Raw genomic sequence first — 19215 nt, 5'->3', positions numbered from 1 at the left:
TCGGGTCGGTTACGTTATGGCTCTGGTCGAGCATATGCGCCGGGGCAAAGCCCTCCGCCTTGCGCACTTCCGCATCGACCAGCTCGTTGAAGACGAGGAACAGGCGATAGGGATCGATCGAACCCGTATCGAGATCGTCGTCGCCATATTTCGAATCGTTAAAATGGAAACCGCCGAGTTTCTTGAACTGGATAAGCCTTGCGACGATCATCTCGATATTGACGTTTGGCGCATGGTGGCCGAGGTCAACGAGGCAATAGGCCTTGGGGCCGAGTTCCTGGGCGATCAGGTAATTGGTGCCCCAGTCCTGCACGACGGTCGAATAGAAGGCCGGCTCGTACATCTTGTGCTCGGTGAAAAGCCGCCAGTCGTCCGGCAAGCCGTTGTAGATCGCCTTCATCGCGTCGAGATAGCGCTCGAAGCTTTTGGTGAAATTCGCCTGGCCCGGAAAGTTCGTGCCATCACCGATCCACACCGTCAGCGCCTTGGAGCCCAGCGCGTTACCGATGGCGATGCATTCCAGATTGTGCTCGACAGCCTGCTGGCGCGTGCCGGCATTGGCGTGCGACAGCGAGCCGTATTTGTAGGAGTGCTCCTGCTGCGGCGCATCGGAAAAGGTGTTGGAGTTCATCGCGTCGAAGCCGAGGCCGAGGGCAGCACCCCTTTCCTTCAACTCCTTGAGGTCCGAAACCTTGTCCCACGGAATATGCAGCGAGACGGTCGGCGTCGCGCGCGTCAGTTCCTGGATGACGGCGCAGTCCTCCAGCTTGTCGTAGATATTGCGCGGCTCGCCATCGCCGGGGAAGCGGGCGAAACGCGTGCCGCCGGTGCCGACACCCCAGGAGGGCACGGCGACCGCATAGGCCGCCACCTTCGCCTTCACCGCATCGATATCGATGCCGCGGCGGGCAAGCTGTGCGCCGAGATGCTCGTAGTCGCTTTTCAGGTCGGCGAGGCGCTTGTCGTTCTCGCGCGCAACCACATCCTTGGAAATCATCGTCATCAGGAAGTTCCTCAGCGCGTGAAGGACTGGGCATTGCCCGCGTCGACATTGACGATGTTGCCGGTCGATTTCGCCGACATGTCGGAGGCGAGGAAGTAGATGGCCTCGGCGATATCCTCCGGGAAGACCGAGAGTTTCAGCATCGAACGCTCGCGATAGAGTGCCTCCAGCCCTTCGGTGTCGGTCTTGTAGATTGCCGCGCGCTGCTCCTTCCACTCGCCGGTCCAGATCTTCGAGCCGCGCAGCACGGCATCCGGGTTCACCACGTTGACGCGGATCTGCTCGGAGGCGCCTTCGAGCGCGAGGCATCGGGCAAGATGGATTTCGGCGGCCTTCGCCGTGCAATAGGCCGAGGCGCCGGGGGAGGCGGCAAGGCCGTTCTTGGAGGCGACGAAGACAACGTTGCCGCCGGCCTTCTGGCGGCGGAAGATGCGGAAGGCTTCGCGCGAGACGAGGAAATAGCCCGTCGCGAGAATGCCGATATTCTTGTTCCACAGTTCCAGCGTCGTGTCCTCGATGACGGCGGAGGAGGCAAGGCCCGCATTGGAAACGAGAATGTCGAGGCCGCCGAATTCGACCAGCGTATCAGCAAAGCTTTTTGCGACCAGCGCCTCGTCGGTGACGTTCATGGTGACCGCGCGCACGACATCCTTGCCGTAGCGGCCGGCAAGCTCGCTCTGCGCCTCGGCCAATGCCGCCTCGTCGATATCGGCGAGCACGACGCAGGCGCCTTCCGCCATCAGCCGGTTCGCCGTCGCCTTGCCGATGCCGCCGGCGCCGCCGGTGACCAGCGCGATGCGACCGGCGAGGCTTTTTGGCTTCGGCATGCGCTGGAGCTTCGCTTCCTCCAGCAGCCAGTATTCGATGTCGAAGGCTTCCTGCTCCGGCAGGCCGACATAGTCCGAAACGCCGGACGCGCCGCGCATCACATTAATGGCGTTGACGTAGAATTCGCCGGAAATACGCGCCGTCGCCTTGTCCTTGGCGAAGGTGATCATGCCGACGCCGGGTACGAGATAGACGACCGCATTGGGGTCGCGCATGGCGGGGCTGCCCACGCGCTTGCAGCGCTCGTAATAGGCCGCATAGTCGGCGCGATAGGCGGCGACGGCCTCATCGAGGCCGGCCAGCGTCTTGTCGACATCAGGATTGGCGGGGTCGAAATCGACGACCAGCGGGCGGATTTTCGTACGCAAAAAATGGTCCGGGCAGCTGGTGCCGAGCGCCGCGAGCGGGGCGAGGTCCTTCGCCGTGACGAAGTCCAGCACCGCGCTGCTGTCGTCGAAATGGCCGACCTTCTTCTCGTCCTTGCTGATCATGCCGCGAATGACCGGCATCAGCTTTTCGGCGACCGCGCGGCGTTCGGCCGGTGCCAGAACCGGCTTCACCGCGCCGCCGAAGGCAGGGGCCGTGTTGTTGCCCTCGAACCAGGCGATCGCCTTGTTGATGATCTCGACCGTCGTCTCGTAACATTCCTTGGCCGTATCGCCCCAGGTGAAGAGGCCGTGGCTTTCCAGCACGAGGCCGCGTGCACCAGGATTTTCCAGGCAGAACTTTTCGAGCCAAAGGCCCAGCTCGTAGCCGGGGCGCTTCCAGGGCAGCCAGCCGATATCGTCGCCGAAGATTTTCTGGGTCAGCTCGCGGGAATTCTTCGCGGCCGCAATCGCGATGATCGCGTCGGGATGCATGTGGTCGACGTGCTTCCTCGGTACATAGGCGTGCAGCGGCGTGTCGATGGAGGCGGCGCGCGGGTTGAGGTCGAAGGTGCAGTGGGGCAGATACCCCACCATCTCGTCCTCATACTCGAGGCCGCGATAGAGGCTTTTCAGCGCGTTCAGCTTGTCCATGTAGAGCGTGGCGAAGCCGTCCATCTTGATCGTGCCGACATCGCCGCCCGAACCCTTGACCCAGAGCACCTCGACATTGCCGGCGCCGAGCGGATCCTTCTCGATGACCTTCGCCGAGGTGTTGCCGCCGCCGTAATTGGTGATGCGCTTGTCGGAGCCGAGCAGGTTGGAGCGATAGAGCAGGCGCTCGGGCTCGCTCATGGCCGACGCCTTGGCGTCATCCCACAGGTTTGCAAGGCGTGCGCCCTGGTTCTTGTCCAGCATCGGCATTTCCTCCCGGTATTTTCTCGTGGCAGCACCTGGCGCGGCGCTCGACGGCATGCTTTCAGATCACACGGGATTTTTGCCGATGTCAATCATAAACGATCAAAAACAATCATACCGCACTGCACAATGAAAAAATATGATTGATTGTGATTGACAATGCGCGATCCTGATGGAAGCATTGCGAGCACTGGAGGAGCCATGCACGAGAAGGAAAGACATCGGATCATTCTGTCCGCGGTTCAGGAAAAGCCGGTCGTCACCGTGCCTGAGCTGGTGGACCTGACCGACAGTTCCGAGGCGACGATCCGCCGCGATATCGCGGCGCTTCACGTGCAGAAGAAACTGCGCCGGGTGCGCGGCGGGGCGGAAGCGCTGCATCCGCCGCAATTCGTCGGCCTTGCCGGCCGGCCATTTACGGTCAACGAGACGCTGAACACCCGCCAGAAGCAAGCGATCGCCAAGGAGGCGGTGGCGCTCTGCGAGGATGGTGACCCGATCATCATCAACGGTGGGACCACCACCTTTCAGATGGTGCATTTCCTGACCAACCGCCGCATGCAGGTCTTCACCAATTCGTTCAACATCGCCGAGCACCTGCTGAAGCATTCGAAGAACACGATCATGCTGTCCGGCGGCACGATCTACCGTGAGCAGAACATCGTGCTCAGCCCCTTCGACAATGACGTGACGCGCAATTTCTATGCGCGCCGCATGTTCATAGGCGCGCAGGGCATCGGCCCGCTCGGCCTGATGGAGGCCGATCCGCTGCTCATCCAGGCCGAACAGAAGCTGATCGACCAGGCAGACGAGCTCATTGTGCTGGTCGATTCCACCAAATTCCGCAAGCGCTCCAGCCTCATTCTCTGCGGCCTGAAGCGCATTGCCACCGTCATCACGGATTCGGGCATCGAGGACAGGGATGCCGCGATGCTGGAGGAGGCCGGTGTCAACCTGATCGTCGCGAACGTTCAGGCCGGCACCAGATCGGAGACTGCATCCTCATCGGCATGAGGCCGGAGGGTTGATTTTTCACTGGGAGGAAATGACGTGAAAATTCTCAAAACCTTGCTCGTAACAGCGGCCGTTTCGGTCGCGATGATGGCGACCGCGCAGGCGGAAACCAAGAAAATCGCGCTTGTCGTGAAGGCGCTCGGCATCGGCTTCTTCGAAGCCGCCAATAAGGGCGCACAGGAAGCCGCCAAGGAACTCGGCGATGTCGAGGTCATCTATACCGGCCCGACGACGACGACCGCCGAAGGCCAGATCGAGGTGATCAATTCGCTGATCGCCCAGAAGGTCGACGCCATCGCCGTTTCGGCCAACGACACCAATGCGCTGGTGCCGGCCCTCAAGAAGGCCATGGACCGCGGCATCAAGGTCATCTCCTGGGATTCCGGCGTCGCCCCTGAAGGCCGTCTGATGCACCTCAACCCGTCGTCGAACCCGCTGATCGGCAACATGATCATCAAGCTCGCCGCCGACAACCTGCCCGAAGGCGGCGACGTCGCGGTGCTCTCAGCAACCGCCACCTCGACCAACCAGAACACCTGGATCGAGGAAATGAACAAGGTGCTGCCGAACTACAAGGGCATCAATGTCGTGGCGACCGTCTATGGCGACGACCTTGCCGACAAGTCCTACCGCGAGACGCAGGGCCTCATCCAGTCTCATCCGAACCTGAAGGCGATCATCGCGCCGACCTCCGTCGGCATCGTCGCCGCCGCCCAGGCCGTCACCGACGCCGGCAAGATCGGCCAGATCAACGTTACCGGTCTCGGCCTCCCCTCGGAAATGGCCGGCCATGTGAAGTCGGGCGCCTCCAAGTCCTTCGCGATCTGGAACCCGATCGACCTCGGCTACTCCGCCACGATGATCGCCAACGACCTGATCGGCGGCGCGGAAGCCAAGCCCGGCGCCGAACTGAAGATGGGCCGCATGGGCACCGTCAAGCTCGACGACAAGAACGAAGGCGCCATGGCCGATCCGTTCATCTACGATGCCAAGAACGTCGAAGAGTTCGCCAAGATCTTCTGATCCGGCGACGGCGTGGAATAAGCCCCTCATCCGGCCTGCCGGCCACCTTCTCCCCGCAGGCGGGGAGAAGGAAACGGGCCGCAACGCCTCTGTTGCCTCTCCCCGCTCGCAGGGAGAGGGCTAGGGTGAGGGGCAGCCCAAGCCGCATCGCTCGCAATCGAGCCAACATATCCAACCGGTGGACCGAGATTTGCTGCAGGACACGACCATATCGCGGACCAGGCCCGCCGTCGCGCTCGAGGGGATCTCGAAATCGTTTCCCGGCGTGCGCGCGCTGTCGGACGTTTCGCTCTCGCTCTATCCCGGCTCGGTGACGGCGCTGGTCGGCGAGAACGGCGCCGGCAAGTCGACGCTGGTGAAGATCCTCACTGGCATCTACCAGCCCGACGAGGGCACCATCCGCGTCGATGGTGCGGAAACCCATTTCCCGACCGCCAATGCCGCCGCGAAGGCCGGCGTGACGGCGATCCACCAGGAGACCGTGCTGTTCGACGAACTCTCGGTCGCCGAAAACATCTTTCTTGGCCATGCGCCGCGCGGCAGCTTCGGCCTGATCGACTGGAAAAAGATGAATGCCGATGCCCGCGCGCTCCTGTCGCGCGTCGGTGCCGATCTCGACCCGTCGATCCGCCTGCGCGATCTCGGCATCGCCAACAAGCACCTCGTCGCCATTGCGCGTGCACTCTCCATCGATGCCCGCGTCGTCATCATGGACGAGCCGACGGCCGCTCTGTCGCACAAGGAAATCCACGAGCTTTACGATCTGGTCGACCGGTTGAAGGCCGACGGCAAGGCAATCCTCTTCATCTCCCACAAGTTCGACGAGATCTTCCGCATCGCCGATCGCTACACCGTCTTCCGCGACGGGCGCATGGTGGGTGAGGGGTTGATCTCGGAGACGACGCAGGACGATTTGGTGCGCCAGATGGTCGGCCGCGATGTCGGGCAGGTCTTTCCCAAGCAGGAGGTCGCCATCGGCGAACCGGTGCTGACCGTCTCCGGCTATCGTCACCCGACGGAATTCGAGGACATCAATTTCGAACTGCGCCGTGGTGAAATCCTCGGTTTCTACGGTCTCGTCGGTGCCGGGCGCTCGGAATTCATGCAGTCGCTGATCGGCATTACCAAACCCTCCGCCGGCGCGATTCGGCTGGATGGCGAGATCAAAGTTATCCGCTCGCCGGCCGAAGCCATCGAAGCCGGCATCGTCTATGTGCCGGAGGAGCGCGGCCGGCAGGGCGCGATCATCGGCCTGCCGATCTTCCAGAACGTCACGCTGCCGTCGCTCACGCGCACCTCGCGCTCCGGCTTTCTGCGCATGGCGGAAGAATTCGCCCTGGCGCGCGAATATACCGCGCGGCTCGATCTGCGCGCCGCCTCGCTCGATCAGGATGTCGGCACTTTGTCAGGCGGCAACCAGCAGAAGGTCGTCATCGCAAAGTGGCTGGCGACGCGGCCGAAGGTCATTATCCTCGACGAGCCGACCAAGGGCATCGACATCGGCTCCAAGGCCGCCGTGCATGCCTTCATGAGCGAGCTTGCGGCCTCCGGCCTCAGCGTCATCATGGTCTCCTCGGAAATTCCCGAGATCATGGGCATGGCCGACCGCGTCATCGTCATGCGCGAGGGCCGCATCGCCGGCCGTTTCGAGCGCGCCGACCTGACGGCCGAAAAACTCGTGCGCGCCGCCGCCGGCATTCAGGAGGCCGCGTGATGAAGCTTCTCCTCAAGAACCGCGAAATGCTGCTGGTCGTCGCGATCGTCGCGCTGCTCGTGTTGATTGCCGTGCGCTTCCCGCCCTTCGTGGCGCCGGGCAATCTTGCCAATGTCTATAATGACACGTCGATCCTGATCATCCTGGCGCTCGGCCAGATGGCCGTCATCCTGACGCGCTGCATCGACCTGTCGATGGCTGCCAATCTGGCGCTGTCGGGCATGGCGGCGGCCATGCTCAATGCCGCGTTCCCGGGCCTGCCGGTGCCATTGATCATTCTCGTCGCCGTCGGTCTCGGTGCGTTCCTCGGCTCGATCAATGGCCTGCTCGTCTGGAAGCTCGACATCCCGCCGATCGTCGTCACACTCGGCACGCTCACCATCTATCGCGGCCTGATCTTCCTGCTTTCGGGCGGCGCCTGGATCAACGCGCACCAGATGAGCGATGCCTTCAAGGCCCTGCCGCGCGCCAGCATCCTCGGCTTCCCGCTGCTCTCCTGGCTGTCGCTGGTCATCATCGCCATCATGGTCGTCGTGATGCGCCGCACCCCGCTCGGCCGCGCCTTCTTCGCGCTCGGCGGCAATCCCCATGCGGCGGTCTATACCGGCATCGATGTCGGCCGCACGCGCTTCCTCGCCTATTGCCTGTCGGGCACGCTGGCCGGCCTTTCGGGCTATCTCTGGGTCTCGCGCTATGCCGTCGCCTATGTCGATATCGCCGCCGGCTTCGAGCTCGATATCATCGCGGCCTGCGTCATCGGTGGCGTATCGATTGCCGGCGGCATCGGCTCGGTCGGCGGCGCGGTGCTCGGCGCGCTGTTCCTCGGCGTCATCAAGAACGCGCTGCCCGTCATCAATATCTCGCCCTTTGCCCAGATGGCGATCTCGGGCATGGTCATCATCATTGCCGTTGCCGTGAATGCGCGTGCCGAAAAGCGCAAGGGCCGGGTCATTCTCAGGAAAGCGGAGGCCGCCCATGGCTGACGTCCAGACGATCGCACGCCACATTCCCGATCGGCTGGAAAGCCGCGGCGCGCGCCTCATCAAGAGCTGGGAGACGCTGCTGGTCGCCGTGGCGCTGGCGATTTTCCTCGTGAACTCCTTCGCCTCGCCCTATTTCCTCGATCCGTGGAACCTGTCCGACGCGACCTTCAACTTCACCGAAAAGGCGATGATCGCGTTTGCCATGGCGCTGGTCATCATTTCGGGCGAAATCGACCTCTCCGTCGCCTCGATTATCGCGCTCACCTCCACGGTGATGGGCTATGCCGTGCAGCTCGGCTTCGATACGCCCGCACTCGTCATGATCGGCCTTGCGACCGGTCTCCTCTGCGGCGCCTTCAACGGTCTGCTCGTCACCGGCCTCGGCCTGCCCTCCATCGTCGTCACCATCGGCACGATGAGCCTCTTCCGGGGCCTTTCCTTCCTCATCCTCGGGGATCAGGCCTTCACCGGATATCCGGCGAGCTTCTCCTGGTTCGGCCAGGGTTACGTCTGGTGGGTCTTCTCTTTCGAATTCTGCCTTTTCGTCGCGCTCGCGGTGATCTACGGCATCGTCCTGCACAAAACGAATTTCGGCCGCGCCGTCTATGCCATCGGCAACAACCAGACGGCCGCGCTGTTTTCCGGCGTGCGCGTCGGCCGGGTGAAATTCGTGCTCTTCCTGCTGACCGGCCTGATGGCGGCCATCGCCTCGATCTGCCTGACCGCCCGCCTCGGCTCGACGCGCCCGTCCATCGCGCTCGGCTGGGAGCTGGAAGTGGTGACGATGGTCGTGCTCGGCGGCGTAAACATTCTTGGCGGTTCCGGTACCATTCCGGGCGTCGTGCTGGCCGCCCTCATCATGGGCATGGTGACCTTCGGCTTCGGCCTGCTCAACGTGCCCGGCATCGTCATGTCGATCTTCATCGGCCTGCTGCTAATCTCGGTGATCGCGCTGCCGATCCTCTATCGCCGCTTCCGTGGCCGCAGGAGCCATTGAGCCATGGAGAAATATGCGTTTCGCATGCGGCTCAATCCCGGCTGCGCGGCCGAATACAAAGCACGGCACGATGCGATCTGGCCGGAATTGGTCGCGCTCCTCAAGGAGGCCGGCGTCTCCGACTACTCCATCCATCTCGATGTGGAGACTAACCTGCTCTTCGGCGTGCTCTGGCGACGTGACGACCGCACGATGGCGGACCTGCCAAACCATCCCGTCATGAAACGCTGGTGGGCGCATATGGCCGATATCATGGAGACGAAGCCGGACAACAAGCCCGTCGCGGTGCCGCTCGTCACCGTCTTTCATATGGATTGAGCCGATGAAGACCATTGCCGTCATCGATATCGGCAAGACGAATGCCAAGGTCGTGCTGGTCGATGGCGAGAGCTTTCGCGAGGTCGCCGCCCGCACCATGCCGAACGGCGTGATCAACGCCGCGCCCTATCCGCATGTCGATACGGAAAAGCTCTGGGCCTTCATCGTCGAAAGCCTTGCCGCACTGAATCGCGAACGCCAGATCGACGCCATCTCCGTCACGACGCACGGCGCGACCGCAGCCCTGGTGGGCGAAGACGGCGACCTTGTCCTGCCGGTTTTGGACTACGAGTATGAAGGCCCGCAGGAGGCTGCGGAGACCTATCGGAAGGTGCGGCCAGCCTTTGCCGCGAGCGGTACGCCGATCATGCCGATGGGCCTCAATGCCGGCTTGCAGATCTACTGGCAGTCGAAACGGTTCCCCGAAGCTTTCGCCAGAACGCGCCACATCCTGATGTATGCGCAATATTGGTCCTTCCGCCTGAGCGGCATCGCCGCCAGTGAAGTGACTTCGCTCGGCTGCCATGCCGATCTCTGGGAACCGATGAGCGGCCGCTTCTCCAGCCTCGTGAAAGACGAGGGCTGGAGGGAGCTGATGCCGCCGGTGCGCAAGGCTGGCGATGCGCTCGGTCCGGTCCGCCCTTACATCGCGGTGGCGACGGGCGTCAGGCCGGATGTGCCTGTCCATTGCGGCATCCACGATTCCAACGCCTCGCTTCTGCCCTATGTGCTGACGCGCAAGGCGCCCTATGCGGTGGTCTCCACCGGCACCTGGGTCGTGGTCATGGCGATCGGCGCAAAACCGGTCGCTCTGGACGAGGCGCGCGATACGCTCGTCAACGTCAATGCGCTCGGAGATCCCGTACCGTCCTCCCGTTTCATGGGTGGGCGGGCTTTTTCCATGCTTGGCGGCAAGTCCGGCGATCTCCCTGCCTCCGCCGTCGCCGCCGTGCTGGATCGCGACGCCATGCTGCTGCCGTCGCTGCCGGAGGAATCCGGGCCCTATCCCGGCCGCAAGGCGCTCTGGACCGTGCCGCGCGATGCCTTGAGCGACGACGAAGCGCAGGCCGTGATCGCCTTCCATCTCGCGTTGATGACGACGACCTGCCTCGATCTCATCGGCGCTGACGGCCCTGTCATCGTCGAGGGGCCGTTTGCGGCCAACCGGGCCTTTCTGATGATGCTGAAGATGGCGACAGGCCGCGACGTGCTGGCCGGCGGCAGCGCCACGGGCACGAGCATCGGCGCCGCCTGTCTTGCGGCGGGAAGCGCACCGGAGCCGGCATTGGTTGCGATCACGCAAGACCTGCCACCGGGGGCGGCGGGCTATGCGGCGCGCTGGCGCGCGCTCGCCGACAAGGCGTGAGGATGGTCGCTGGCGGGGTCTAGAAAACCCGGGCCTTGGCCGGGGCGCGGCCGGCGTCGATATCGAGAAGCAGCGTGATGGCGGCCAGCGTTGCCGCTGCAATCACCGTGGCGCCCAATGCCAGAACAATCATTGTCCGTTCCTCCTGACATCATTGTCAGTTCATGAGGGCACTCTACGCGCGCGAGCTTGCGTGTGGCTGACGTTACGGCGGCATGTTTTAATTTTAGCGATCCCCGAAGCAAGGCATAAAGCATTAACCTTCAGGCAAGGAATTAACCATAAACATGGTTCTACACGTCGGAATGGGAAATTCGCCATTTCTCACCCAGGCATGATGCCGACCCGCCGTACCGGATCAGAGCCGGTATTCGAGTTTCACAGAATTTGATCATGGATCGAGGGGTGCCCGTGCTTTGAGAGCACGGCCGGCTTCTCAGCCTTTCCTCCATGCGAAAATTCGGTCGGTTCGCTCACGAGCGCAACCGGGCATCGTTGGTTTGGGAGCATACTGGTGCAGGAAATGCCGGCAGAAAACGCTCGAACGGGACAGGCAGCCAGCCTGCGCGACCGTTTGCGCTTTGCCGGCGTCGAAGCAGCCCAGGGCGAAACGCTCCGCCGCCACCGCCAGACGCTCGAACGGCATGTCGAAACGGCCCTGCGCGATCTCTTCCAGCGTTTCCAGACCTTTCCCGATGCCGCCCGCCACTTCCAGAGCGAGCGCCAGATCGACCGCCTGCACGACCTCCAGAGCTCCCATTGGAGCGTGCTGACCGACGCGCGGTTCGACGGCCTCTACGCCGAGCGGGTGAAAGTTCTTTCCGACAGCGAAAGCCAGATGGGCCTCGACCCGCGCTGGCGCATTGCCGGCCATTCGGTCGTCGTCGAAACGGTCGTCTCCGGCCTGATCGAGGAATATTGGCCGAAATCCATCCTGCCCGGCGCCGGCAAGGCCCGCCGCAAGGAACTGACCGAACTCGTCTCCGCCTTCATCCGCACCGCGATGGTCGATGCGGAGATCGGCGTTTCGCTGCGCTTCAACGAGCTGCGCCACGCCCATGGCCGCGCTCTTGCCGAACAGCGTCGCGAAGACCGCGCCGAACTCGACCGCGTGTTCGGCGAAACGATCCGCAGCCTCTCCGCCCTCGATTTCTCCGCCCGCGTCTCCGGCGAGATGCCCGAGGCGTGGCGCGATATGGCCGACACGCTGAACGGCGCGCTCGACGAGATCCGGAAGCACCTTGCTTCCGCCGCCGACCGCGCCACGGAAAGCGACCGACTCGTCGGCACGCTTGCGTCCGGGGCATCCGGCCTTTCGGCCCGCTCGGCCGAGCAGTCGGCAAGCCTTATCGAAACCGCCAATGCGCTGGGCGCCATCGTCGGACGCGTGCGCCAGACGCTGGATGAAACCCGCAAGGCCCAATCCGCCGCGCTCGCAACGCAGGCTTCGGTGACGCAGAGCGGCAACATCGTCGGCGAGGCCATGTCGGCCATGGCCGATATCGAGGCCTCGGCGGAGAAGATCGGCCAGATCATCGGCGTGATCGACGAGATCGCCTTCCAGACCAATCTGCTGGCGCTCAATGCCGGTATCGAGGCGGCGCGCGCCGGCGACAGCGGTCGCGGCTTTGCGGTCGTCGCGCAGGAAGTGCGCGCGCTCGCCCAGCGCTCGGCGGACGCGGCGCGCGAGATCAAGCAACTCGTCACCAGCACCAAGTCGCAGGTCGAGACCGGCGTCGAACATGTTCACCGCACGCAGGATGCGATCGGCAACATCGTGCGCCAGGTCGAGGGCATCAACGACGCCATCACCGGCATCGTGCGCGAAAGCGCCGTGGATGCCGAAGGGCTCGACGGCGTCACGGCCGAGATCGGCCGCACCAGCCGCGCGCTGGAAGCCGACGCATCGGACGCCGACCGCATCGGTTCCGAAAGCCACGACCTTCACACCGTCATCCTCGAACTCGGCCGCACGATCCGCGAATTCCGCGTTTCGGCGCAGCGCGATGCCCGGCCTGCCCGCCCGGCCCCGGTGATGCCGCGCGCCGCTGTGGAGCCTGTGGCGGCGGATGCCGCTCCCCTCGATTTCCTGACGGCGCGGACCGTCGGCTTCGGAGGGTGAGATGGCGAAGCGGCAACCCAGACACTGGTTCTCCACGACGCGCAGCCTGGCCTCGGAAGAGGGCCTGCCGCCCGCGCCGAACGGGGGAACGATGACCTCAGACAGACGCAGCCCCAGAAACTGGCTCACACAAGGAACCCGGTAATGGCGAGCAAGAAAGCCGCTCAGAAAAGTTTAAGCCTTGCCCCCGTGCTCGATCTCAACGAGGCGACGGCGCTGCACCAGCAGCTCATGGGTCTCAAGGGCAATCCGCTCGTCATCGACGCCTCGGCGGTCGAGCGGGTCGGCGCGCTCTGTGTCCAGGTTCTCATGGCCGGCGCCAAGAGCTGGGAGGAGGAAGGCAAGCCTTTCACCTTCGGCAAGGTTTCCGATCCTTTCATGAAGACAATGCAACTTATTGGCGTGAATATTGATCACTTGCTGGCACAGGAGGCTGGGCAATGAAGAAAAAAGTTTTGACCGTGGATGATTCCAGGACAATCCGGAACATGCTTCTCGTGACGCTCAACAATGCGGGTTTCGAGACGATCCAGGCGGAAGACGGCGTCGAGGGCCTGGAAGTCCTCGAGAATGCCAATCCCGACGTCATCGTCACCGACATCAACATGCCGCGCCTCGACGGCTTCGGCTTCATCGAAGGTGTGCGCCGCAACGAGAAGTTCCGGGCCATCCCGATCCTCGTTCTGACCACCGAAAGCGATGCCGAGAAGAAGAACCGCGCCCGCCAGGCCGGTGCGACGGGCTGGATCGTCAAGCCCTTCGATCCGACCAAGCTGATCGACGCAATCGAGCGCGTTACCGCCTAATCCCTCAGCCAGGATTACTTCCGATGGATATGAACGAAATCAAAGAGATCTTTTTCCAGGAATGCGAGGAGCAGCTCGCCGAACTGGAATCCGGTCTCTTGAAGTTGAATGACGGGGATCGCGACCCGGAAACGGTCAACGCCGTCTTCCGTGCCGTGCATTCGATCAAGGGCGGTGCCGGCGCATTCGGCCTCGACGACCTCGTCTCCTTCGCCCATGTGTTCGAGACGACACTGGATTGCGTTCGATCCAACAAACTGGAGCCGACCCAGGATGTCCTGAAGGTCATGCTGAAGTCGGCCGACGTCCTGGCGGACCTGACCAATGCGGCGCGCGACGGCGGAAGCGTCGACGAAGCGCGCAGCCGCACCCTGATCCGTGAACTGGAAGCGCTCGCCCATGGCGAGGTTCCGGCCACGGCCGAAGCCCCGGCTCCGAAGCCCGCAGCCGCTGCTCCCAAGGCGGCCGTCCCGGCGCCGGTGGTGGAAAAGCCCGCGGTCAACGACGAGGGCTTCCAGCCGATCCCGTTCTCCTTCGGCGATTTCGACGACGAGCCGGCGATCCAGCATTACGTGCCGACCATCCAGATCGCCTTCAAGCCGAAGAAGGACCTCTACGCCAAGGGCAACGAAGCGGTTCTCCTACTGCGCGACGTCTCCCGCCTCGGCGAGATGAGCGTCTACTGCGACATGGATGCCCTGCCGACGCTCGACAAGATGAACCCGGAGGAAGCCTATTTCTCCTGGAAGATCTCGGTCACCACCGAAAAAGGCGAGGACGGCGTGCGCTCCGTCTTCGAATTCGCCGAGTGGGATTGCGATCTCGATATCCAGACCATCGAGGAAGACGTCGTCGGCGAGGTGACGGAAAACGAAGAGCAGCCGATGCAGCCGGTTCCCTTCGACCTGTCGATGCTTGATGAAGGGGCGTCCGTTGCCAGCGATGAGCCGGCCGTCATGGAAAGCGACGCCGCCGCTGCCGTCGCTGCCGCGGAAACCGCAACCAAGGTCGCGCAGGCCGCAAGCCGCGCCGCCGACAACAAGGCGGCCTCCGCTGCCGCCTCGGCCGCAAGCGCCGCCCAGGCCAGCCAGGCCGCTGCCGCAGGCCAGACGATCCGCGTCGATCTCGACCGCGTCGACCGCCTGATCAACCTCGTCGGCGAACTCGTCATCAATCAGGCGATGCTCTCGCAGAGCGTCGTTGAGAACGACACCAACGGCACGTCCTCGATCAATATGGGTCTCGAGGAGCTCCAGCAGCTCACCCGCGAGATCCAGGATTCGGTCATGGCCATCCGCGCGCAGCCGGTCAAGCCGGTCTTCCAGCGCATGGCCCGTACCGTCCGCGAAATCGCCGACATCACCGGCAAGTCGGTCCGCCTCATCACGGAAGGCGAGAACACCGAAGTCGACAAGACCGTCATCGACAAGCTCGCCGAGCCGCTGACGCACATGATCCGCAACGCGGTCGACCACGGCCTCGAAATGCCGGAGAAGCGTGAAGCCCTCGGCAAGAACCCGGAAGGCACGGTTCGCCTGACGGCGAAGCACCGTTCGGGCCGTATCGTCATCGAACTGGCCGACGACGGCGCCGGCATCAACCGCGAGAAGGTGCGCCAGAAGGCGATCGACAACGACCTGATCGCGGCCGACGCCAACCTGTCCGACGAGGAGATCGACAACCTGATCTTCCATGCCGGCTTCTCGACCGCCGACAAGGTCTCGGACCTGTCCGGCCGCGGTGTGGGCATGGACGTCGTCAAGCGCTCGATCCAGGCGCTCGGCGGCCGCATCTCGATCTCCTCCAAGCCCGGCCAGGGCTCCGTCTTCACCATGAGCCTGCCGCTGACGCTCGCCGTTCTCGACGGCATGGTGGTCACAGTCGCCGGCCAGACGCTCGTCGTGCCGCTGACAGCCATCGTCGAGACGTTGCAGCCGGAAGCCTCCGCCATCCATTCCTTCGGCGCCTCGCAGCGGCTCATCTCGATCCGCAACTCGTTCTGCCCGCTGGTGGATGTCGGCCGGATCCTCAATTTCCGCGCCACGCAGGCCAATCCGATCGAGGGCGTCGCCCTTCTGGTCGAATCGGAAGGCGGCGGCCAGCGTGCCCTGATGGTCGATGCGATCCAGGGCCAGCGCCAAGTCGTCATCAAGAGCCTGGAAGCGAACTATACCCACGTGCCGGGCATCGCCGCCGCGACCATTCTCGGCGACGGCCGCGTGGCCCTCATCCTGGACGTCGATGCGGTCGTTGCCGCCTCGCGCGGCCAGTCCCTGAAACAAGACGTCTCGCTTGCTGCCACGGGTTGATCATCCAATGTCGTACGCGGTCAACAATCACAGTCACGGACGCGAACTGATCGCCTTCAGGATCGGCGATCAGGAGTTCTGCGTGAACATCATGTCCGTCCGGGAGATCCGCGGCTGGACGCCGGCCACGTCGATGCCGCATGCGCCCCCCTACGTGCTCGGCATCATCAACCTGCGCGGTGCCGTCCTGCCGATCGTCGACCTGTCGCTGCGGCTCGGCATGAAGCCCGCCGAGCCGACGGTGCGCCATGTCATCATCGTCGCCCAGGTCGGGCCGAAGGTGGTGGGCCTGCTGGTCGATGCGGTGTCCGACATCCTGACCGTGACCGACGACAACATGCAGCCGACGCCCGACATCGCCAATGAGGCGGCCAAGGCCTATGCCCGCGGTATCTTCGCCCTCGAAGGGCGGATGATCTGCAATATCGAACTCGATGCCCTTTTCCCGCATTCCGAAAGCGAAGCTGCATGACCCATCCGGCCTTCGATAGCAGACAGTCTCCGGACGAGTGCCTTGCCAGCGGCGAATACCCGCTGACCCGCAGGGACCTCTCCGAGATTGCGGCCATGATCTACGCCGATGCGGGCATCTATCTCAACGAGACCAAGGCCTCGCTCGTCTATTCGCGGCTGTCGAAACATATCCGCCAGCTCGGCCTTAAGGGTTTTCGAGAATATTGCGCGCTCGTCTCGTCGCCCGCCGGTGCCGGCCCCCGCAAGGAGATGCTGTCGCATCTGACGACGAATTTCACCCGCTTCTTCCGTGAGAACCATCATTTCGACCACCTGAAGAGCGATGTCCTGCCGGATTTGCTGGCGCGCGCCCGCAACGGCGGCCGCGTACGCATCTGGTCGGCGGCCTGTTCGGACGGGCAGGAGCCCTATTCGATCGCGCTCACTGTGCTCTCCATGATGCCGAACGTCGCGGACTACGATTTCCGCATCCTGGCGACGGACATCGACCCGAAGATCCTGGCGATCGCCCGCGCCGGCGCCTATGACGCCAATGCGCTGGAAACCGTCAATCCGGCGATGCGCAAGCAGTTCTTCCGCGAGGTTGATGCCGGTGGCGGCCGCCAGAAGTGGCAGGTCGACGACCGGGTGAAGAAGCTCATCACCTATAACGAGCTGAACCTGATGGCCCAGTGGCCGTTCAAGGGTCCGTTCGACGTCATCTTCTGCCGCAACGTCGTCATCTATTTCGACGAGCCGACGCAGATGAAGATCTGGTCGCGTTTCGCCGGCATGCTCGGTGATAACGGCCATCTCTATATCGGCCATTCCGAGCGCGTCTCGGGCGAGGCGAAGAACCAGTTCGACAATATCGGCATCACGACCTACCGCTACACCGGCAAGTATAGGAGGGGCGCATAATGGCACCGGCGCGCGTACTCGTCGTCGACGATTCTCCGACCATGCGCGGCCTGATTACGGCCGTGCTCAATTCCGATCCGGACGTCAACGTCATCGGCCAGGCCGGTGACGCCATGGAAGCCCGCAACGCGATCAAGCAGCTCAATCCAGACGTCGTGACGCTGGATATCGAGATGCCGAACATGAACGGCCTCGAATTCCTCGACAAGATCATGAAGCTTAGGCCCATGCCGGTCATCATGGTCTCGACGCTGACCCATCGTGGCGCGGAAGCGTCGCTGATGGCGCTGGAAATCGGTGCCTTCGATTGTGTCGGCAAGCCGCAGCCCGGTGACGCGCGTCCGTTCGGCGACCTCGCCGAAAAGGTGAAGGCCGCCGCCCGCTCGCAGCGCCGCTTCCACGCCGAGCCGCCGCCGCTGGCGCCGACATCGGCCAACATCAACCCTGCCGCAGCCTACAGGCCCGGCCGCCGCGTCGTGGCCATCGGATCGTCGACGGGCGGCGTCGAGGCGCTGATTGCGGTTCTGCAGAAATTCCCGGTCAATTGCCCGCCGACCGTCATCACGCAGCATATGCCGCCGACCTTCACCAAGAGCTTCGCCGAGCGGCTGAACCGCCTCTGCGCGCCGGTGGTGCAGGAGGCGACCGATGGTGCGCGGCTGGAGATCGGCAAGATCTATCTGGCGCCGGGTGGCGACCGCCATCTGCAGATCGTCAACCCGCATGCTCCGTCCTGCCGGTTGCTCGAGCGCGATCCGGTCAACGGCCATCGTCCTTCGGTGGATGTGCTCTTCGATTCGGTGGCCGAGCTTGCCGGCCGCAACGCCGTCGGCGTCATCCTGACCGGCATGGGCCGGGACGGCGCGAGCGGCCTTCTGAAAATGCGCCATGCAGGGGCGCGGACCATCGGTCAGAACGAAAAAACCTGCGTCGTATATGGAATGCCGCGGGTGGCTTTCGAGCTGGGTGCCGTCGAACACCAGTTTCCGCTCTCCTCCATTGGGGAGGAAATCTTGAAAATTACTGCGGCCCGTAGAGAAGGGAGCGACTAATGTCTATCGCTGAAAAAATCAAAGTCCTTATCGTCGATGATCAGGTGACCAGTCGCCTGTTGCTGGGTGATGCCCTGCAGCAGCTCGGCTTCAAGCAGATCACGGCAGCCGGCGACGGTGCACAGGGCATGGCCATCATGTCCCAGCAGCCGCACCATCTGGTGATCTCCGACTTCAACATGCCGAAGATGGACGGGATCGAATTCCTCCAGGCGGTGCGGTCGAACCCCAACACCAAGAAGGCGGCTTTCATCATCCTGACGGCCCAGGGCGACCGTGCGCTGGTGCAGAAGGCCGCCGCACTCGGTGCCAACAACGTTCTTGCCAAACCGTTCACCATCGAAAAGATGAAGGCGGCTATCGAAGCCGTGTTCGGGGCATTGAAATGATAGCAGACGCCGGGACGCGCCGCGTTCATGTCATTCAGGGCGAATACAAGGTCATCAACGACCCGAATGTGGTGCTCACCACCATTCTCGGATCGTGTGTGGCCGCCTGCATGCGCGACCCGGTCATTGGCGTCGGCGGCATGAATCACTTCCTGCTGCCCGGCTCCGCGGAGGCTCTGGCCTCGGGGGGCGACGCCACGCGCTACGGCGTGCATCTGATGGAACTTCTGATCAACGGCCTCCTGAAGCAGGGCGCGCGGCGCGACCGGCTGGAGGCCAAGATCTTCGGTGGCGCGCGCACCATTGCCCGCTTCTCGAATGTCGGCGAGCAGAACGCCCTGTTCGCCCGCCAGTTCCTGATGGACGAGGGCATCAAGGTCATGGGCGAAAGCACCGGCGGCGAGCACGGGCGCAAGCTGGAATATTGGCCGTCGAGCGGCCGGGCCCGGCAATATGCGCTGACGGGCGTCGAGACGCAGAAGACGGTGGCGCTGGAACAGCGGCCCGCACCCGTCGCAAAGCCTGTCGAAAGCTCGATCGAATTCTTCTGAGCGGCGATTTCACCGCCTGAAGCGAAAGTACGAACAGTATTGCGTTGCCGGTCCATCATCCGCCGGCTCGTACAAAAAAGGGT

18 protein-coding genes are annotated in these 19215 nt (G+C 63.4%); 16 read left to right on the top strand and 2 right to left on the bottom strand.

Features of this window, described 5'->3' with window-relative positions; genetic code table 11:
• Positions 1 to 1006, bottom strand: a 1006-nt coding sequence (gene rhaI / locus ACOZKU_RS04655; RefSeq protein WP_421577864.1) for an L-rhamnose catabolism isomerase, incomplete at its 3' end; no start/stop codon positions are given.
• A gap of 8 nt (positions 1007 to 1014) precedes the next feature.
• Complete coding sequence (locus ACOZKU_RS04650) at positions 1015 to 3114, bottom strand: bifunctional rhamnulose-1-phosphate aldolase/short-chain dehydrogenase (RefSeq protein ID WP_421577859.1); 2100 nt, start codon at positions 3112 to 3114, stop codon at positions 1015 to 1017.
• A gap of 201 nt (positions 3115 to 3315) precedes the next feature.
• On the opposite strand from ACOZKU_RS04650, the gene ACOZKU_RS04645 reads away from it, so the two are divergent.
• The 16 genes from ACOZKU_RS04645 to cheD all read left to right on the top strand — a co-directional run bounded on the left by ACOZKU_RS04645 (position 3316) and on the right by cheD (position 19132).
• Entirely contained in the window at positions 3316 to 4128 is an 813-nt protein-coding gene (locus ACOZKU_RS04645) for a DeoR/GlpR family DNA-binding transcription regulator (protein WP_421577858.1), read from the top strand.
• A gap of 36 nt (positions 4129 to 4164) precedes the next feature.
• Complete coding sequence (gene rhaS / locus ACOZKU_RS04640; protein ID WP_421577857.1) at positions 4165 to 5151, top strand: rhamnose ABC transporter substrate-binding protein; 987 nt, start codon at positions 4165 to 4167, stop codon at positions 5149 to 5151.
• A gap of 190 nt (positions 5152 to 5341) precedes the next feature.
• Positions 5342 to 6865: a sugar ABC transporter ATP-binding protein gene (locus ACOZKU_RS04635; RefSeq protein WP_421577856.1), complete on the top strand. Its 1524-nt coding sequence runs from the start codon at positions 5342 to 5344 to the stop codon at positions 6863 to 6865.
• Positions 6862 to 7848, top strand: coding sequence for an ABC transporter permease (locus tag ACOZKU_RS04630; RefSeq protein ID WP_421577855.1), 987 nt, complete (start codon positions 6862 to 6864; stop codon positions 7846 to 7848). Before ACOZKU_RS04635 ends, ACOZKU_RS04630 begins: the two co-directional genes overlap by 4 nt.
• Positions 7841 to 8845 carry an ABC transporter permease gene (locus ACOZKU_RS04625; protein WP_421577854.1) on the top strand — a complete coding sequence of 335 codons (1005 nt, stop codon included), beginning with the start codon at positions 7841 to 7843 and terminating at the stop codon, positions 8843 to 8845. Before ACOZKU_RS04630 ends, ACOZKU_RS04625 begins: the two co-directional genes overlap by 8 nt.
• 3 nt (positions 8846 to 8848) lie before the next feature.
• Entirely contained in the window at positions 8849 to 9163 is a 315-nt protein-coding gene (gene rhaM, locus ACOZKU_RS04620) for an L-rhamnose mutarotase (RefSeq protein WP_421577853.1), read from the top strand.
• A 4-nt stretch (positions 9164 to 9167) separates the two neighbouring features.
• Positions 9168 to 10529, top strand: coding sequence for an FGGY-family carbohydrate kinase (locus ACOZKU_RS04615; RefSeq protein ID WP_421577852.1), 1362 nt, complete (start codon positions 9168 to 9170; stop codon positions 10527 to 10529).
• A gap of 523 nt (positions 10530 to 11052) precedes the next feature.
• Positions 11053 to 12651: a globin-coupled sensor protein gene (locus ACOZKU_RS04610; protein WP_421577863.1), complete on the top strand. Its 1599-nt coding sequence runs from the start codon at positions 11053 to 11055 to the stop codon at positions 12649 to 12651.
• 144 nt (positions 12652 to 12795) lie between these two features.
• Positions 12796 to 13095, top strand: coding sequence for an STAS domain-containing protein (locus tag ACOZKU_RS04605; protein WP_117368141.1), 300 nt, complete (start codon positions 12796 to 12798; stop codon positions 13093 to 13095).
• Complete coding sequence (cheY1, locus tag ACOZKU_RS04600) at positions 13092 to 13457, top strand: chemotaxis response regulator CheY1 (protein ID WP_117368143.1); 366 nt, start codon at positions 13092 to 13094, stop codon at positions 13455 to 13457. Before ACOZKU_RS04605 ends, cheY1 begins: the two co-directional genes overlap by 4 nt.
• 23 nt (positions 13458 to 13480) lie before the next feature.
• Complete coding sequence (locus ACOZKU_RS04595) at positions 13481 to 15766, top strand: chemotaxis protein CheA (RefSeq protein ID WP_314092611.1); 2286 nt, start codon at positions 13481 to 13483, stop codon at positions 15764 to 15766.
• Positions 15767 to 15773: 7 nt separating this feature from the next.
• Complete coding sequence (locus tag ACOZKU_RS04590; protein WP_421577851.1) at positions 15774 to 16238, top strand: chemotaxis protein CheW; 465 nt, start codon at positions 15774 to 15776, stop codon at positions 16236 to 16238.
• Positions 16235 to 17140 carry a protein-glutamate O-methyltransferase CheR gene (gene cheR, locus ACOZKU_RS04585; RefSeq protein WP_117368149.1) on the top strand — a complete coding sequence of 302 codons (906 nt, stop codon included), beginning with the start codon at positions 16235 to 16237 and terminating at the stop codon, positions 17138 to 17140. The genes ACOZKU_RS04590 and cheR overlap by 4 nt, the downstream gene beginning before the upstream one ends.
• Entirely contained in the window at positions 17137 to 18192 is a 1056-nt protein-coding gene (gene cheB / locus ACOZKU_RS04580; protein ID WP_421577862.1) for a protein-glutamate O-methylesterase CheB, read from the top strand. Before cheR ends, cheB begins: the two co-directional genes overlap by 4 nt.
• Positions 18192 to 18581, top strand: a complete 390-nt coding sequence (locus ACOZKU_RS04575) for a response regulator (protein ID WP_298099611.1) — start codon at positions 18192 to 18194, stop codon at positions 18579 to 18581. The genes cheB and ACOZKU_RS04575 overlap by 1 nt, the downstream gene beginning before the upstream one ends.
• Positions 18578 to 19132 (top strand): chemoreceptor glutamine deamidase CheD, encoded by a 555-nt coding sequence (gene cheD, locus ACOZKU_RS04570; protein WP_314092617.1) that lies wholly within the window; start codon positions 18578 to 18580, stop codon positions 19130 to 19132. Before ACOZKU_RS04575 ends, cheD begins: the two co-directional genes overlap by 4 nt.
• Positions 19133 to 19215 lie beyond the last annotated feature (83 nt).

The organism is Shinella sp. M31, from assembly GCF_049199205.1.
In the GTDB taxonomy this organism is placed as follows: domain Bacteria; phylum Pseudomonadota; class Alphaproteobacteria; order Rhizobiales; family Rhizobiaceae; genus Shinella.
The sequence above is the reverse complement of the archived record's forward strand: the minus strand, read 5'-3'. Positions and strand labels throughout refer to the sequence as shown.

Excerpts from the sequence above, each read along its gene's own strand:
- ACOZKU_RS04650 (WP_421577859.1), bottom strand. The coding sequence starts at position 3,114 with ATGCTGGACAAGAACCAGGGCGCACGCCTTGCAAACCTGTGGGATGAC.
- ACOZKU_RS04645 (WP_421577858.1), top strand. The coding sequence starts at position 3,316 with ATGCACGAGAAGGAAAGACATCGGATCATTCTGTCCGCGGTTCAGGAA.
- ACOZKU_RS04625 (WP_421577854.1), top strand. The coding sequence starts at position 7,841 with ATGGCTGACGTCCAGACGATCGCACGCCACATTCCCGATCGGCTGGAA.
- rhaM (WP_421577853.1), top strand. The coding sequence starts at position 8,849 with ATGGAGAAATATGCGTTTCGCATGCGGCTCAATCCCGGCTGCGCGGCC.
- ACOZKU_RS04615 (WP_421577852.1), top strand. The coding sequence starts at position 9,168 with ATGAAGACCATTGCCGTCATCGATATCGGCAAGACGAATGCCAAGGTC.
- ACOZKU_RS04610 (WP_421577863.1), top strand. The coding sequence starts at position 11,053 with ATGCCGGCAGAAAACGCTCGAACGGGACAGGCAGCCAGCCTGCGCGAC.
- ACOZKU_RS04605 (WP_117368141.1), top strand. The coding sequence starts at position 12,796 with ATGGCGAGCAAGAAAGCCGCTCAGAAAAGTTTAAGCCTTGCCCCCGTG.
- cheY1 (WP_117368143.1), top strand. The coding sequence starts at position 13,092 with ATGAAGAAAAAAGTTTTGACCGTGGATGATTCCAGGACAATCCGGAAC.
- ACOZKU_RS04595 (WP_314092611.1), top strand. The coding sequence starts at position 13,481 with ATGGATATGAACGAAATCAAAGAGATCTTTTTCCAGGAATGCGAGGAG.
- ACOZKU_RS04590 (WP_421577851.1), top strand. The coding sequence starts at position 15,774 with ATGTCGTACGCGGTCAACAATCACAGTCACGGACGCGAACTGATCGCC.
- cheR (WP_117368149.1), top strand. The coding sequence starts at position 16,235 with ATGACCCATCCGGCCTTCGATAGCAGACAGTCTCCGGACGAGTGCCTT.
- ACOZKU_RS04575 (WP_298099611.1), top strand. The coding sequence starts at position 18,192 with ATGTCTATCGCTGAAAAAATCAAAGTCCTTATCGTCGATGATCAGGTG.
- cheD (WP_314092617.1), top strand. The coding sequence starts at position 18,578 with ATGATAGCAGACGCCGGGACGCGCCGCGTTCATGTCATTCAGGGCGAA.